Source organism: Enterobacter cloacae complex sp. IR5412, assembly GCF_049237385.1.
Taxonomy (GTDB): Bacteria; Pseudomonadota; Gammaproteobacteria; order Enterobacterales; family Enterobacteriaceae; genus Enterobacter; species Enterobacter intestinihominis.
This window is the reverse complement of record NZ_JBMKHQ010000003.1, coordinates 111067-125683: the sequence shown is the minus strand read 5'-3', so window position 1 is coordinate 125683 and position 14617 is coordinate 111067. Positions and strand designations below refer to the sequence as shown.

The 14617-nt window shown below is 53.9% G+C and carries 16 protein-coding genes; 9 read left to right on the top strand and 7 right to left on the bottom strand.

Annotation, left to right across the window (positions count from 1 at the left end; genetic code table 11):
- Positions 1 to 2: 2 nt before the first annotated feature.
- From ACOTX2_RS06925 to pspA, 6 genes are all read right to left on the bottom strand, one after another.
- Positions 3 to 1295 carry an ABC transporter substrate-binding protein gene (locus ACOTX2_RS06925; protein ID WP_063843818.1) on the bottom strand — a complete coding sequence of 431 codons (1293 nt, stop codon included), beginning with the start codon at positions 1293 to 1295 and terminating at the stop codon, positions 3 to 5.
- Between the two features lie 13 nt (positions 1296 to 1308).
- Positions 1309 to 3006 carry a sugar phosphorylase gene (locus ACOTX2_RS06920; RefSeq protein ID WP_063147233.1) on the bottom strand — a complete coding sequence of 566 codons (1698 nt, stop codon included), beginning with the start codon at positions 3004 to 3006 and terminating at the stop codon, positions 1309 to 1311.
- A gap of 184 nt (positions 3007 to 3190) precedes the next feature.
- A complete protein-coding gene (gene pspD / locus ACOTX2_RS06915) occupies positions 3191 to 3415 on the bottom strand; it encodes a phage shock protein PspD (RefSeq protein ID WP_006810818.1) in 225 nt (74 codons plus the stop codon).
- Positions 3416 to 3427: 12 nt separating this feature from the next.
- On the bottom strand, positions 3428 to 3787 hold the full coding sequence (gene pspC, locus ACOTX2_RS06910) for an envelope stress response membrane protein PspC (protein ID WP_032653788.1): 360 nt from the start codon (positions 3785 to 3787) through the stop codon (positions 3428 to 3430).
- Complete coding sequence (gene pspB, locus ACOTX2_RS06905) at positions 3787 to 4011, bottom strand: envelope stress response membrane protein PspB (RefSeq protein WP_022648304.1); 225 nt, start codon at positions 4009 to 4011, stop codon at positions 3787 to 3789. Before pspB ends, pspC begins: the two co-directional genes overlap by 1 nt.
- Positions 4012 to 4060: 49 nt before the next feature.
- A complete protein-coding gene (gene pspA / locus ACOTX2_RS06900) occupies positions 4061 to 4729 on the bottom strand; it encodes a phage shock protein PspA (protein ID WP_022651342.1) in 669 nt (222 codons plus the stop codon).
- 151 nt (positions 4730 to 4880) lie between these two features.
- Between pspA and pspF the strand changes: the two genes are divergently transcribed.
- The 6 genes from pspF to sapF all read left to right on the top strand — a co-directional run bounded on the left by pspF (position 4881) and on the right by sapF (position 11241).
- On the top strand, positions 4881 to 5873 hold the full coding sequence (gene pspF, locus ACOTX2_RS06895) for a phage shock protein operon transcriptional activator (RefSeq protein WP_192870445.1): 993 nt from the start codon (positions 4881 to 4883) through the stop codon (positions 5871 to 5873).
- An 88-nt stretch (positions 5874 to 5961) separates the two neighbouring features.
- Positions 5962 to 7602, top strand: coding sequence for an ABC transporter substrate-binding protein SapA (gene sapA, locus ACOTX2_RS06890; protein WP_022648307.1), 1641 nt, complete (start codon positions 5962 to 5964; stop codon positions 7600 to 7602).
- The gene (gene sapB, locus ACOTX2_RS06885) at positions 7599 to 8564 is read left to right on the top strand and encodes a putrescine export ABC transporter permease SapB (protein ID WP_022648308.1); all 966 of its coding nucleotides are present in this window, start codon (positions 7599 to 7601) and stop codon (positions 8562 to 8564) included. Before sapA ends, sapB begins: the two co-directional genes overlap by 4 nt.
- Positions 8551 to 9441, top strand: a complete 891-nt coding sequence (gene sapC / locus ACOTX2_RS06880; protein WP_003856843.1) for a putrescine export ABC transporter permease SapC — start codon at positions 8551 to 8553, stop codon at positions 9439 to 9441. The genes sapB and sapC overlap by 14 nt, the downstream gene beginning before the upstream one ends.
- Positions 9441 to 10433 (top strand): putrescine export ABC transporter ATP-binding protein SapD, encoded by a 993-nt coding sequence (gene sapD / locus ACOTX2_RS06875; protein WP_003856840.1) that lies wholly within the window; start codon positions 9441 to 9443, stop codon positions 10431 to 10433. Before sapC ends, sapD begins: the two co-directional genes overlap by 1 nt.
- A 1-nt stretch (position 10434) precedes the next feature.
- Positions 10435 to 11241 carry a putrescine export ABC transporter ATP-binding protein SapF gene (gene sapF / locus ACOTX2_RS06870; RefSeq protein ID WP_003856838.1) on the top strand — a complete coding sequence of 269 codons (807 nt, stop codon included), beginning with the start codon at positions 10435 to 10437 and terminating at the stop codon, positions 11239 to 11241.
- On the opposite strand, the gene ACOTX2_RS06865 is transcribed toward sapF, so the two are convergent.
- The gene (locus ACOTX2_RS06865) at positions 11238 to 11828 is read right to left on the bottom strand and encodes a TetR/AcrR family transcriptional regulator (RefSeq protein WP_022648309.1); all 591 of its coding nucleotides are present in this window, start codon (positions 11826 to 11828) and stop codon (positions 11238 to 11240) included. The genes sapF and ACOTX2_RS06865 overlap by 4 nt on opposite strands.
- Before the next feature lie 131 nt (positions 11829 to 11959).
- Between ACOTX2_RS06865 and ACOTX2_RS06860 the strand changes: the two genes are divergently transcribed.
- The 3 genes from ACOTX2_RS06860 to ACOTX2_RS06850 all read left to right on the top strand — a co-directional run bounded on the left by ACOTX2_RS06860 (position 11960) and on the right by ACOTX2_RS06850 (position 14571).
- A complete protein-coding gene (locus tag ACOTX2_RS06860) occupies positions 11960 to 12361 on the top strand; it encodes a RidA family protein (RefSeq protein ID WP_063147229.1) in 402 nt (133 codons plus the stop codon).
- A 281-nt stretch (positions 12362 to 12642) separates the two neighbouring features.
- On the top strand, positions 12643 to 13431 hold the full coding sequence (gene fabI / locus ACOTX2_RS06855) for an enoyl-ACP reductase FabI (protein WP_003856831.1): 789 nt from the start codon (positions 12643 to 12645) through the stop codon (positions 13429 to 13431).
- Between the two features lie 153 nt (positions 13432 to 13584).
- On the top strand, positions 13585 to 14571 hold the full coding sequence (locus ACOTX2_RS06850; RefSeq protein ID WP_100148808.1) for an oxidoreductase: 987 nt from the start codon (positions 13585 to 13587) through the stop codon (positions 14569 to 14571).
- The last annotated feature ends 46 nt before the right edge of the window (positions 14572 to 14617 follow it).

The following is a 14617-nucleotide window of genomic DNA, read 5'->3' as shown; positions in this document are numbered from 1 at the left end:
TCCTATCGTTGTGATATCAGGTCAGTCAGTTTCTTCTGGCTGTTGCTTAACGTCGCACTGAGATCTTTTTGTCCCACCGTCACGTTATGCACCATGGAACTGATAATGCCGGACCCGGTAACATCTCCCATGCGGGTAAAGTTCTTGTCGCCCACGGCACCAAACACCTGGACGTTCGGGAACTGCGCAATCAGCTCGTAAGGCAGTTGACCAAAGGCCTTGATAACGTCGTTGTTTTTCCAGGAATCTGTGCCCACCACGAGTTTATTGACCGGTAGCGCGGCGCCCGGAGACATCATGACCCAATCAGAGGCGTTCTGAGCCTGCTCCATCCAGGTGACAAATTTCTCGGCGGCCTGCGTTTCCTCTTCGGTCTGGCCGGTAGTGATCGTCAACGAAGTGATCATGCCGTACACGGCTGATGATTTTTCCGTCGGGACTACGAACCCCAGGTTGGCCGGATTGCCATCTTTGAAGACCGCGGGCAGGATATAGGTAGAGTAAACGGCCATAGGCGCAGAACCGTTCATGAAGGCGTCTTTGATCTCCATGACATCATTCGAGCCCGGCATGGTGTTCGCGGCCAGTGCCCTATAAAACTCCAGCGCTTTCGACATCTCAGGGGTATCGATTTTCACGCTGCCGTTTGCATCAAAGACGTTAGCCCCTCCAGACAAAGCAAACTGCGAGAAAGCCTGCTCCGTCATGACGCTTTCTGCGGTTGGAAGCGCGATACCGTAATGTTTTTTCGCCGGATCGTTGAGCGCCTGACTGGCTTTCAGCAGTTGTTCCCAGTTGTGCGGTTCCTCGATCCCCGCTGCCGCGAGCGCATCTTTGTGATACCAGATGCCGGACAGCCAGGCGCTAACCGGCACCCCCGTCCATGCGCTGCCATCTTCCGTGCGAACCACGCGTAAAATGCCGTCGTAAAATGTCTCCTCGCCCACCGCCTTGACGGCGCGGCCGATGGCGTCACGATCCAGCAACTGCTCTTTATCCATGACTTTGGCGTAGTCATGACTGATCTCTATCACCTCCGGTAGCGCACCGGTACGGGCCAGAGTAATAACCTTGGTGTTATAGGCATCTTCCTCAACGGGTACCTGTTTCACCGTTATAGTCGGGTTCTCTTTTTCGAATTTTTCAATCAATTTCGTGATAACGGCCTGACGCTCCTGTTCTACCGACGAGTGCATAAACTCAATGGTGACCTGAGATGCTTTATCGTCCTTACAGCCTGATAACAGGGCGCACGAAACCAGTGCTGATAACAGCACAATTTTTGGCATTTTCATTTTAGGGTCCTTTTTAGTTTTCTTTAATCCACATTACCTGCCATGGATTGAGGATCAGCTCCGTACCGCTAATATCCTGTCCTGATAATAATTCCTTACCAGAAAGCGTTTGTTCATAAACGGTCTGCATTTTATTGCTAAAATTAAATAATGCTGTAATTCGCTCGCCATTTTCAGCAACACGAATAATTTTAAGAATTTGTTTACCCACTGCGTCGAAAGCAGCCTGACTATCCGGATGGAACGCCCTCTCGCCGCGACGAATAGCGATAAACTCACTCAAACGAGAATAAATTTGATAACGAATACTCTTCTTATTATTCAGTTCGCTATCAAGCTGCCCCGCCGTGTATTTTTTCCGGTTAATCGCGCGGTTATATCCGAGGCGTTCGACGCCTTCATAATCGTTCCGCGAACCAAGAATGCTCTGAATATAAACAGCCGGGACGCCTGGGAAACTTAACAACACAGCATGCGCGAGGAGGAACCGTGCAATACGTTCCTCATCTGAACTGTCTTGTAAACTTAACGCATCAAGATAGGTGACATTAATTTCATAAGGGCTTCGCGTTCCGTCAGGATTATTTTTCCAGTTGACCAGCGCGCCTTCCTGCTGAAGATTTTCGACCAACGAGAGGATCTCTGATTCCGGAAGAATGCCGCGCAACGGATTCAAACCGATACCATCATGCGATGCCAGGAAATTAAACCATGTAGTGTGTGAAGAAGGCAGTGCCAGCGACCCCGCCCATTGGCAAAGTGCTTTCACATCCTGACGATGAACGGCATGCAGCACCAGCGGAGGTAAGGAAAACTGATAGACCATCTGGGCTTCGTTTTCACCATCACCGAAGTAAGAGATGTTGTCTTTGTGCGGAACATTTGTCTCAGTAATGATCACCGTTCCAGGTGCCACGGCGTCCGTAATGGCGCGGAACAGCTGAATAAGGCAATGGGTTTGTTCCAGATGGATGCAGGTTGTTCCCGGGATTTTCCACATAAACCCGACCGCATCCAGACGGATATAACGCGCCCCTTCCATGAGGTAATGGAGCAGAACGTCAACCATTGCAATCAGCACCTGCGGCGAGGCGAAATTGAGATCGATCTGGTCATCGCTGAATGTAGTCCATAAATGACGAACGCTGCCATCATTAAGCGTAAACGGCGTCAACAGCGGTAGAGCGCGTGGGCGCGTCACCGCGGATAAATCGGTTTCCGGATCGACAGAAATAAAGAAATCTTCATAACCAGGCTTCTGCGCAAGATAATTCGCAAACCATTCGCTTTTCGCTGACATATGATTGCAAACGAAATCAAACATTAAGCTGGCTGACTGTTTTAATTCCGCGACATCGCGCCAGTTTCCCGTTTCAGGTGCAACGGTATGATAATCAATAACGGAAAAACCATCATCTGATGACCACGGATAGAAAGGTAAAAGATGGACATGAGAAAAAGTACGAGAAAGCCACTCATTATAGAACCGGGTAAATACCGGCAATGCTTTCTCCCCTTTCGCGGAGATCTGATCGGCATAGGTAATCAGAACAACATCTTTTTCATCCCAGCCTGACTTACGCTTCTCCGTAATATTAACCGCCGCCAGTTGAAGCTTAGTTAATAACACGTCCAGGTGTGCATCTGAAAATGATTCACCGTAAATATGATTGATAAGGTATTTAATTTTTGCGTTCACATTATTTTCCATGGTAGCGGTCCCACGGAGTGGCAATCTACTCCCATGAAAAATATCTGTCAACGGACCTGGGGGCTGAAAAAGGCATTCTCAAAGCAGCGCAACGCAGTAATGTGAGCTGCCGCAAAGAAAGAGAAAAAGCAGAGAGGGAATTTATGCCCTCCCTCAGCGCGAGAAAGGGCTTATATGAGCGGGATTAGCGTGAAAAGTAGCGACGTGAAACGCGTTTTGCCAGTTTTTGTAACAGCGGCTCCAGGGCGACCGCCAGCAACATTCTGACCGGCTTACGGGCAACAGACTTGATCGCCCAGCCCGCCACACCAGCCGGACCATAACGTAACGCCGTCATCAGAACCAGTTTACCTGCGATTTTCAGGCCGGGTTTTACCTTCTGACCGGCCTGTTGCCAGTTTTGTTTCATGTAAGTTCTCTCTTAAAGCTGACGGAAACGACTTCTCAGCGTAAAGGTATCGGAGGTGACATAACGTTCCATCTCGCGCAATCGCTTCTCCCCTGCGCTCAGCTGTTCATCCACCGCGTTAAGAAGATCGCTGCTGGTTGGCGTGTTTTCCGCATCCAGCTCACCTTCCGGCATCGGATCAAGTACAAACGACAGAATGATGTAAGCCACCAGTGTAATAAAGGCCAGGCCAAAGAAAATCGACAATACGGTGACCACACGTACCAGTTTTACCGGGACATCCAGATAGTGTGCCAGCCCGGCGCAAACGCCCCGAACCATGCCCTGCTGCGGGATGCGACACAGTTTTTTATTCAGATTTAGTCCAGCCATTAACGCTCCCTCCAGTTCGGGTGTTCCGCATCCAGGATGGCTTCCAGCGCCTGAATACGTTCGCGCATTTTGTTTGCCTCAGAAGAGAGCTGCGCCAGCCGCTGTTGCTCGCTTTGCGACAGCTCCCCGCGAGAAGAGCGGTTGCTGTAGTGCAGCCATAACCAGATGGGCAGAACAAACAGCACGAAAATTGTCAGGGGTATTGCCAGAAAAAGCGCGCTCATGTGTACTCCTTGTCTTGCGATGCGGCACGCTCAGGTGCCGCAGGATTTATTATTGGTTGTCTTGCTTCATTTTGGCTTTCAGCGCCGCCAGTTGCTCGCTAATTTCATCATCGGCTTTCAGGTCAGCAAACTGCTGATCCAGGGTTTTCTGCTTACCGATGCTGTGGCTTTCGGCTTCCGCTTCCATGTGGTCGATACGACGTTCGAACGATTCGAAACGCGCCATCGCTTCATCCAGTTTGCCGCTGTCCAGCTGGCGACGCACGTCGCGGGACGAACTTGCAGCCTGGTGGCGCAGCGCCAGCGCCTGTTGACGTGCACGGGTTTCGCTGAGTTTGTTTTCAAGCTCACCAATCTCTTTCTTCATACGCGTCAGAGTATCATCCACCAGCGTCACTTCATGTTCCAGCGTGGCCACCATATCGGTCAGCTTCTGCTTCTCAATCAGCGCAGCGCGGGCCAGATCTTCTTTATCTTTGCGCAGCGCCAGTTCAGCTTTTTCCTGCCACTCGTTAAGCTGGGCAGTCGCCTGCTCGATACGACGCGTTAACTGCTTCTTCTCTGCCAGCGCGCGGGCGGAGGTGGAGCGTACTTCAACCAGCGTGTCTTCCATCTCCTGAATCATCAGGCGCACCAGCTTCTGCGGATCTTCTGCTTTCTCCAGCAGCGAGTTGATGTTGGCGTTCACGATGTCGGCAAAACGAGAAAAAATACCCATAATTCAATCCTCATAGTTCTGTTATCGGGCGATGCCCTGCTGAGTAGTTAATACAAATCCCATGCCAACTTTTTATCTTATTGATTTTACTGGGTGTCATTGATATTTATCCATCCAGCGGCTATTCTCACCTGGTGAATATCACTAAGGAGTGGTTAATTTCATCATGGCTGAATATAAAGACAATTTGCTTGGCGAGGCAAACAGCTTCCTGGAAGTGCTTGAGCAGGTATCGCGCCTGGCGCCGATGAATAAACCGGTGCTCATTATCGGTGAGCGCGGAACGGGTAAAGAACTTATCGCTAACCGTCTGCACTTTCTGTCTGGCCGCTGGGACGGGCCTTTTATTTCGCTTAACTGCGCGGCGCTGAATGAAAATCTGCTCGACACGGAGCTTTTCGGTCATGAAGCCGGCGCGTTTACTGGCGCACAAAAACGGCACCCCGGTCGTTTTGAACGTGCCGATGGCGGAACGCTCTTTCTCGACGAGCTGGCGACCGCGCCAATGCTGGTACAGGAAAAGCTGCTGCGCGTCATTGAGTATGGCGAACTGGAACGCGTTGGCGGAAGTCAGCCGCTTCAGGTTAACGTTCGCCTGGTGTGCGCCACTAACGCCGATCTGCCCGCGATGGTTGCAGAAGATAAATTCCGCGCCGACCTGCTGGACCGGCTGGCTTTCGATGTCGTCCAGTTGCCGCCGCTGCGTGAGCGACGCAGCGATATCATGCTGCTGGCCGATCAATTTGCCATTCAGATGTGCCGGGAACTGGGCCTGCCGCTCTTTCCGGGCTTCAGCGAACAGGCCACCGAGACCCTGCTCGGTTACCACTGGCCGGGGAATATCCGTGAACTGAAAAACGTGGTGGAACGGTCTGTTTACCGTCATGGCAGCAGCGAGACCGAACTGGACAACATTATTCTCGATCCGTTTCGGCGCGAGGTTAAACAGCTCCTTGCTCCGGCGGCGCGCCAGCATGATCCGGCGTTGCCGCTCGATTTACGCCAGTTCCAGCATCAGCAGGAGCAGCAACTGCTGGAACGGAGCCTGAAAGAGGCGAAATATAACCAGAAACGGGCAGCTGAACTGCTGGGTCTGACCTACCATCAGTTAAGGGCATTGCTCAAAAAACATCAAATGCGCTGACATTATCAGCACTTACCCCCAGACATTTTTACGAAGCAGGCGTAAGTGCGATACACTTTGCAGATCGAATCTAAAAACCTTAAAAACTATGCGCCTGGTTTTATCATCCCTGTTTGCACTCGGTCTGTTCAGCAATCTGGCCTTTGCTGCGCCCGATCGTACTGCGCCTCCTGATATTCGTGATAGTGGTTTCGTCTATTGCGTCAGCGGGCAAGTTGATACCTTTAACCCGCAAAAGGCGGGGAGCGGCGTGATTGTTGATACGCTGGCCGCACAGATTTACGATCGCCTGCTCGACGTCGATCCTTATACCTATCGGCTGGTTCCGGAGCTTGCTGAAAGTTGGGAAGTGCTTGATAACGGCGCCACGTACCGCTTCCGTCTACGCGATGATGTGGCTTTTCAGCACACCCCGTGGTTTACCCCAACCCGCAAGCTCAACGCGGATGACGTGGTTTTCACCTTCCAGCGCATCTTTAACCGCAACCATCCGTGGCATAACGTCAACGGCGGAAACTTCCCCTACTTCGACAGTCTGCAATTCGCGGACACGGTCAAAAGCGTTCGTAAGCTGGATAACCGCACGGTTGAGTTTCGCCTGACGCGCCCGGACGCCTCATTCCTCTGGCACCTGGCGACGCACTACGCGTCCGTCATGTCAGCCGAATACGCAGATCAGCTGACGAAAAAGGATCGTCAGGAACGTCTCGATCGTGAGCCTGTGGGCACAGGACCCTTCCAGTTAGCTGAGTACCGCGCCGGACAGTACATTCGCCTGCAACGACACGATCATTTCTGGCGCGGCAAACCGCTGATGCCGCAGGTTATTGTTGATCTGGGTTCAGGTGGAACAGGCCGCCTCTCCAAACTGCTGACCGGTGAGTGCGACGTCCTTGCGTGGCCTGCGGCCAGCCAGTTGACTATTTTGCGCGACGACCCCCGCCTGCGCCTGACCCTACGCCCGGGAATGAACATCGCCTATCTGGCGTTTAACACCGATAAGCCACCGCTGAATAATCCGGCCGTGCGCCATGCGCTGGCGTTAGCGATCAACAATCAGCGTCTGATGCAGTCGATTTATTACGGCACCGCGGAAACCGCCGCCTCTATTCTGCCCCGCGCCTCCTGGGCCTATGACGGCGAGGCGAAGATCACGGAATATAATCCGGCGAAAGCGCGCGAACAGCTTAAAGCACTGGGGGCAGAAAACCTGACGCTTCAGCTGTGGGTACCCACCAGCTCTCAGGCGTGGAACCCCAGCCCGCTGAAAACCGCCGAACTGTTGCAGGCAGATATGGCCCAGGTGGGCGTTAAGGTGATCATCGTTCCTGTCGAAGGCCGTTTCCAGGAGGCGCGTCTGATGGACATGAATCACGACTTAACGCTGGCTGGCTGGTCTACCGACAGTAACGACCCGGACAGCTTCTTCCGTCCGCTGCTGAGCTGTGCAGCGATCAACTCCCAGACCAACTACGCGCACTGGTGTAACCGGGAATTTGATGCTGTGCTGCAAAAAGCCCTCTCATCTCAACAGCTTGCTTCACGCATTGAGGCCTACGATGAAGCGCAAAATATTCTGGCCAGAGAGCTTCCCGTGTTGCCGCTTGCCTCTTCCCTGCGCCTTCAGGCCTACCGTTACGATATAAAAGGGCTGGTACTCAGCCCGTTTGGTAACGCCTCCTTCGCGGGCGTGACTCGTGAGAAAGAACAAGAGGTGAAAAAACCATGATTATATTTACCTTGCGGCGGCTGCTATTACTGCTGGTCACCCTGTTCTTCCTGACCTTTGTCGGCTTTAGCCTTAGCTACTTTACGCCGCACGCCCCGCTTCAGGGCTCATCCCTCTGGGACGCCTGGCTGTTCTGGTTTAACGGCCTGTTGCACTGGGATTTTGGCGTGTCCAGCATCAACGGACAGCTCATCTCTGAGCAGCTGAAGATGGTTTTCCCGGCCACCATGGAGCTGTGTATACTCGCCTTTGGCTTTGCCCTCATGGTGGGGATCCCGGTGGGGATGCTGGCGGGAATTTATCGCAATAAATGGCAGGATAAATTCATCAGCGCGCTTGCCTTAATTGGCTTTTCCATCCCTGTTTTCTGGCTGGCGCTGCTGCTTACCCTCTTCTTCTCACTGACGTTAGGCTGGCTTCCGGTGTCTGGCCGTTTCGACCTGCTATATAACGTGCAAACGGTGAGCGGCTTCGCCATCGTTGACGCCTGGCTTTCCGATTCAGTCTGGCGCGACGAAATGATCGTGAGCGCCCTGCGCCATATGGTGCTGCCAGTGCTCACGCTGGCCGTCGCACCGACGACCGAAGTGATCCGCCTGATGCGCATCAGCACTATCGAAGTCTTCGATCAAAACTATGTGAAAGCCGCCGCCACACGCGGACTGTCTCGCCTGACGATTCTACGTCGCCATGTGCTGCACAATGCGTTGCCGCCGGTAATCCCACGGCTTGGGCTGCAATTCTCAACCATGCTGACGCTGGCGATGATCACCGAGATGGTTTTCAGCTGGCCGGGCCTTGGACGCTGGATGATCAACGCCATTCGCCAGCAGGATTACGCTGCGATCTCCGCCGGAGTGATGGTGATTGGCTCGCTGGTTATTATTGTTAACGTTGTTTCCGATATTTTGGGTGCCATGGCCAACCCGTTGAAGCATAAGGAATGGTATGCCTTACGATAACGTCTACAGCGAAAAGCGCACGCCTGGTGCGCTACGCACCGTGTGGCGTAATTTCTACGGCGACACCACGGCGATGATCGGCTTTTACGGCTGCATTGGCCTCGTGTTGCTGTGTGTTTTGGGTTCGTGGTTTGCGCCGTATGGCATCGATCAGCAGTTCCTTGGTTATCAGCTTTTACCGCCATCGTGGTCGCGTTACGGGGAGGTTTCGTTCTTCCTGGGGACTGATGATCTCGGACGCGACGTGCTAAGTCGTTTACTGAGCGGCGCCGCACCTACGGTAGGCGGCGCGTTCGTGGTCACCCTGGCCGCCGCGATATGCGGCCTTGCGCTGGGCATTTTTGCCGGCTCTACCCACGGGCTGCGGTCTGCCGTGCTTAACCATATTCTTGATACCTTGCTCTCTATTCCTTCGCTGCTGCTGGCGATTATCGTCGTGGCCTTCGCGGGGCCGCACCTCACACATGCGATGTTCGCCGTCTGGCTGGCCATTCTGCCGCGCATGGTGCGATCGGTTTACAGCCTGGTTCACGACGAACTGGAGAAAGAGTATGTCGTTGCCGCCCGTCTGGATGGCGCCACCACGTTTAATATTTTGTGGTTTGCCGTGCTGCCTAACATTGCCGCCGGGCTGGTGACGGAGATCACCCGCGCCCTGTCGATGGCGATTCTGGATATCGCAGCGCTGGGCTTCCTGGACCTGGGCGCGCAGCTCCCCTCCCCGGAATGGGGCGCAATGCTCGGCGATGCGCTGGAGCTGATTTACGTTGCGCCGTGGACGGTCATGCTGCCGGGCGCGGCCATCATGGTGAGCGTTCTGCTCGTTAACCTGCTTGGCGACGGGATCCGCCGCGCAATCAATGCGGGGGTGCAATAATGCCGTTACTTGATATCCGCAACCTCACGATCGAAATTAAAACGGGCGAAGGCTGGGTTAAAGCGGTGGATCGCATCAGTATTACGCTCGCTGAGGGCGAAATACGCGGGCTGGTGGGCGAATCGGGTTCCGGTAAGAGTCTAATCGCCAAAGCCATTTGCGGCGTGGCAAAGGACAACTGGCGGGTGACCGCCGACCGTATGCGTTTCGACGACATCGATCTGTTGCGTCTCTCCCCGCGCGAACGCCGTAAACTGGTGGGCCATAACGTCTCGATGATTTTTCAGGAGCCGCAATCCTGTCTCGATCCGTCCGAGCGCGTCGGGAAACAGCTGATGCAGAATATCCCCGGCTGGACCTATAAAGGCCGCTGGTGGCAGCGTTTCGGCTGGCGTAAACGCCGTGCCATTGAGCTGTTGCACCGTGTCGGAATCAAAGACCATAAAGACGCGATGCGCAGTTTCCCCTACGAACTGACCGACGGTGAATGCCAGAAAGTGATGATTGCTATCGCCCTGGCCAATCAGCCGCGTCTGCTGATTGCGGACGAACCGACGAACGCGATGGAGCCAACGACTCAGGCGCAGATTTTCCGCCTGCTCACGCGTCTGAACCAGAATAACAACACCACCATTTTGCTGATCAGCCATGACCTGCAAATGTTGAGCAAGTGGGCGGATAAAATTGACGTGATGTATTGCGGACAAACGGTAGAAACCGCGCCAAGCGAAGACCTGGTGACGACGCCGCATCATCCCTACACGCAGGCGCTGATCAGGGCGATCCCTGATTTTGGCAGCGCAATGCCACACAAGAGCCGTCTGAATACTCTGCCTGGCGCGATACCGCTGCTGGAATCGCTGCCCATTGGCTGCCGTCTGGGTCCGCGTTGCCCGTATGCTCAGCGTAAATGCATTGAAACACCGCGCCTGACAGGGCCGAAAAATCATCTGTTTGCCTGTCATTTCCCGCTGAACATGGAGAGAGAGTGAAATGGTCGAAACCTTACTGGAAGTGCGTAACCTGAGTAAGACCTTTCGCTATCGCACCGGCCTGTTTCACCGTCAGACCGTCGAGGCGGTTAAACCGCTGAGCTTTACGCTGCGCGAAAAGCAGACGCTGGCGATTATCGGTGAAAACGGCTCGGGTAAATCGACCCTGGCAAAAATGCTCGCGGGTATGGTTGAGCCAAGCGGCGGTGAAATACTGATTGACGATCATCCTCTGGAATTTGGTGACTACTCTTTCCGCAGCCAGCGCATTCGGATGATTTTTCAGGATCCGTCAACGTCCCTCAACCCGCGCCAGCGTATTTCGCAGATCCTGGATTTCCCGCTGCGGTTGAATACCGACCTGGAGCCGGAAGCGCGTCGCAAACGGATTGTCGAAACCCTGCGTCTGGTAGGTCTCCTGCCCGACCATGTCAGCTATTACCCCCACATGCTGGCCCCGGGCCAAAAACAGCGTCTCGGACTGGCCCGCGCGCTGATCCTGCGCCCGAAGGTCATTATCGCCGACGAAGCGCTGGCGTCGCTGGACATGTCGATGCGTTCGCAACTCATCAACCTGATGCTGGAGCTACAGGAAAAGCAGGGGATATCGTATATCTACGTGACTCAGCACCTGGGCATGATGAAGCACATCAGCGATCAGGTGCTGGTGATGCACCAGGGTGAAGTCGTTGAGCGCGGCAGTACCGCTGACGTGCTGGCCTCCCCGCTCCACGACCTGACAAAACGCCTGATTGCCGGACACTTTGGTGAAGCATTGACGGCCGATGCGTGGCGGAAAGATCGTTAGCCGTTGCGTAACCCGCTTGCCAGCAGAGTAAACACCTCGATGGCATGCGGCAGCGTCTTCTGCGGCTCATCACTCGCGGCAATCATCAAGGCAGCATTCAGCGCAACGCCGTTCAACAGATGGGCTGCGACTTTCGCATCCATTTTTTTAAGCACGTTGCGTTCGATTAATTTTTCGATGGTCTGACGGGTCGACTCAAGACAGCTGTTCTGGCTGGGCCATTGCGCCGGATCGCCCAGAACGGCCGGACCGTCAAGAAGCACGATACGCTGAACTTCCGGAACGAGCGCCATGTTGATGTAGGCGATACCTTCCGCCAGCAGTCTTTCCCAATCATCGTCTGTGGCCGCGGCAACGGCTTTCGCGTTGCCCGCCATTTCGCTGTCTATCTGCGCGACCACCGCCGCCAGTAACCCTTTCTTATCCCTGAAATTATGATACAGCGCACCGCGCGTTAACCCCACGCTTGCCGTCAGTTCATCCATCGACGCTGCAGCAAAGCCTTTCTCAGCAAACGCCTTTCGCGCCGCATGAATCAATTTTTCGCGATTTTCCTGAGCTGTTTCAGCACGACGTTTTGTAGCCATAGAACTTCCTATAAAAGCGATATTTTTAATTTGACATACGCGGCGTATGTGAATTACATTTTTCACATACATTGCGTATGTTACTTCTCTTAAGTAACCACAACAACGCCTCTGACAGAAAAGGAAATGCCATGCATCCACGTAATCCTGTCTTCCCTGCCAATCGACATGCCCTTTATGAGGAGCATGGCTATTCGGCTGCTATTCGCTCTGGCGATCTGTTATTTGTTTCCGGTCAGGTCGGCAGCCGCAGCGATGGCACGCCTGAGCCTGATTTCGCCGCTCAGGTGCAGTTGGCATTCGATAATTTACAGGCGACTTTGGCCGCCGCAGGATGCACTTTTGACGATCTGATTGATGTCACGACGTTTCATACCGATCCAGAAAACCAGTTCCCCGTCATCATGGAGGTGAAGAAACTGCTGTTTCCACAGCCACCTTACCCAAACTGGACGGCTATCGGCGTTAACTGGCTGGCCGGATTTGATTTTGAAATTAAGGTTATTGCCCGAATCCCCTCGCCAGCGAATTAATATCCGGCCGTCTTAGCGTGAAGCTTCTGGCCAACCTCTGGTTGGATGAGGCGAACCCAGCACCTGGTGATATACTGCTGGAATACACACGAAATAGCCTGATAAAGAGTCAGTTCAACGTCTTTCGTGCGCCCAGTCACGGCACGTGAGCGAGAAATATCGTGACACAAGGGGCTGTGAGTGGGCTATAATTTCGAGCTAATTTCGAATGATTTTGAAATACTGCCTGTAACGCTATGAATTACAAGGCAAAATAAGCAATGAATATAAGGATTAAAGCTATGGGTTTTCTTTCCGGTAAGCGCATTCTGGTAACTGGCGTTGCCAGCAAACTGTCCATCGCATACGGCATCGCACAGGCTATGCATCGCGAAGGCGCTGAGCTGGCGTTCACCTACCAGAACGACAAGCTGAAAGGCCGTGTTGAAGAATTTGCCGCGCAGCTGGGTTCCAGCATTGTTCTGGAATGTGACGTTGCACAAGACGAAAGCATTGATGGCATGTTTGCTGAACTGGCTAAAGCATGGCCGAAATTCGACGGTTTCGTTCACTCCATCGGCTTCGCTCCGGGCGATCAGCTGGACGGCGACTACGTGAACGCGGTTACCCGTGATGGCTTCAAAATCGCCCATGACATCAGCTCCTACAGCTTCGTTGCGATGGCAAAATCCTGCCGCGCGATGCTGAACCCGGGCGCAGCCCTGCTGACCCTGTCCTACCTGGGCGCAGAACGCGCTATCCCTAACTACAACGTTATGGGTCTGGCGAAAGCGTCTCTGGAAGCCAACGTGCGCTATATGGCGAACGCAATGGGTCCTGAAGGCGTGCGTGTTAACGCAATTTCTGCGGGTCCAATCCGTACTCTGGCCGCTTCCGGGATCAAAGATTTCCGTAAAATGCTGGCACATTGCGAAGCGGTTACCCCGATTCGTCGTACCGTTACCATCGAAGATGTGGGTAACTCTGCGGCATTCCTGTGCTCTGACCTTTCCGCAGGTATCTCCGGCGAAGTGGTTCACGTGGACGGCGGCTTCAACATCGCTGCCATGAACGAGCTGGAAATCAAATAAGTCTGTTACTCTCTTCCCGCCTGGGAAGAGAGTTTTCTCCCCTCCCCGCACTTCGTTATTCCGTTCTGCTATTTGTTATCACCTAACAATATTTTTCCCCTCATCCGCCTTACGCCAGGATATTGATCGCCATTTTGAGATCAAGGAACGCCCATGGAACAACGCCGTTTTTCCGGCAAAGGCCACTGGTATCACGAAACCCAGTCGAATCATTCGCAGACGGACGTTCTGCCGCTGGTGCCTGAAGCCGCTAACGTCGACGATCGTTTTTTGCTCGATTTAGCCCTGCCTGACGACATTGCCGCAAGCTGTTGTGGGTGGCTTACGCCAGCCCGAACCTTGTGCCGCCTCTTATTCCCGCTCGATACTCCCATAAACCGTCTGCACACGCTTAGCGCCTACGACAGACTGAGCACGGCGTTGACGGTTTCCCAGGCGTGTGGCGTCCAGCGGCTCTGTAACCACTACGCGGCGCTCCTCGCCCCCCTTCCGGGCCCCGACTCTTCCCGGGAAAGCAATCGACGCCTTGCAGAAATCACTCAGTATGCCCGCCAGCTGGCGAGCTCTCCGGACGTCATTGACGATAAAGCGCAAACCCAGCTTGATGAGGTGGGACTAACAACGTATGACATTGTGCTTATCAACCAGATCATCGGCTTTACTGGTTTTCAGGCGCGGGCGGTTGCAGTGTTTCAGGCGCTGCTTGGCCATCCGGTACGCTGGCTACCGGGACACCACATTCAGCCCCATACACTACCGCTGAGCTTTACCCGATGGACAGCCACCCAGCCCGTAGTCGAACTAAAATATGCCAGTGCGGTTCAACTTGAGGCGCTCTCACGCTGGCAGGCCGAACCTGCGCTTTCAGCGCTCACGCCGGTTCTCTGCCATGAGCCGATGCTGCTGAATCTGACGGGCGAGATACTGGTTAACCACCCACAAAGCGAAGCCCAACCATCTGCATCACTCTCAGCCGCTTATACGCTGCTGCTTACGTCTCCCGATCGTTTTAGCGCCGCCCAGTTAACGCCTCTCACGGAGGCCGGTATCCCACCGGGCAAGGCAATTAACCTGTTAACCCACGGCGCTTTTAATGGCTGGCTAGACCGTCTTCGCGTGGCGCTTGGCAAAGAGGAATAACCACACGCTTTACCTAAAGAGCGCTTGCTGTAGCAGTGAGAATCGC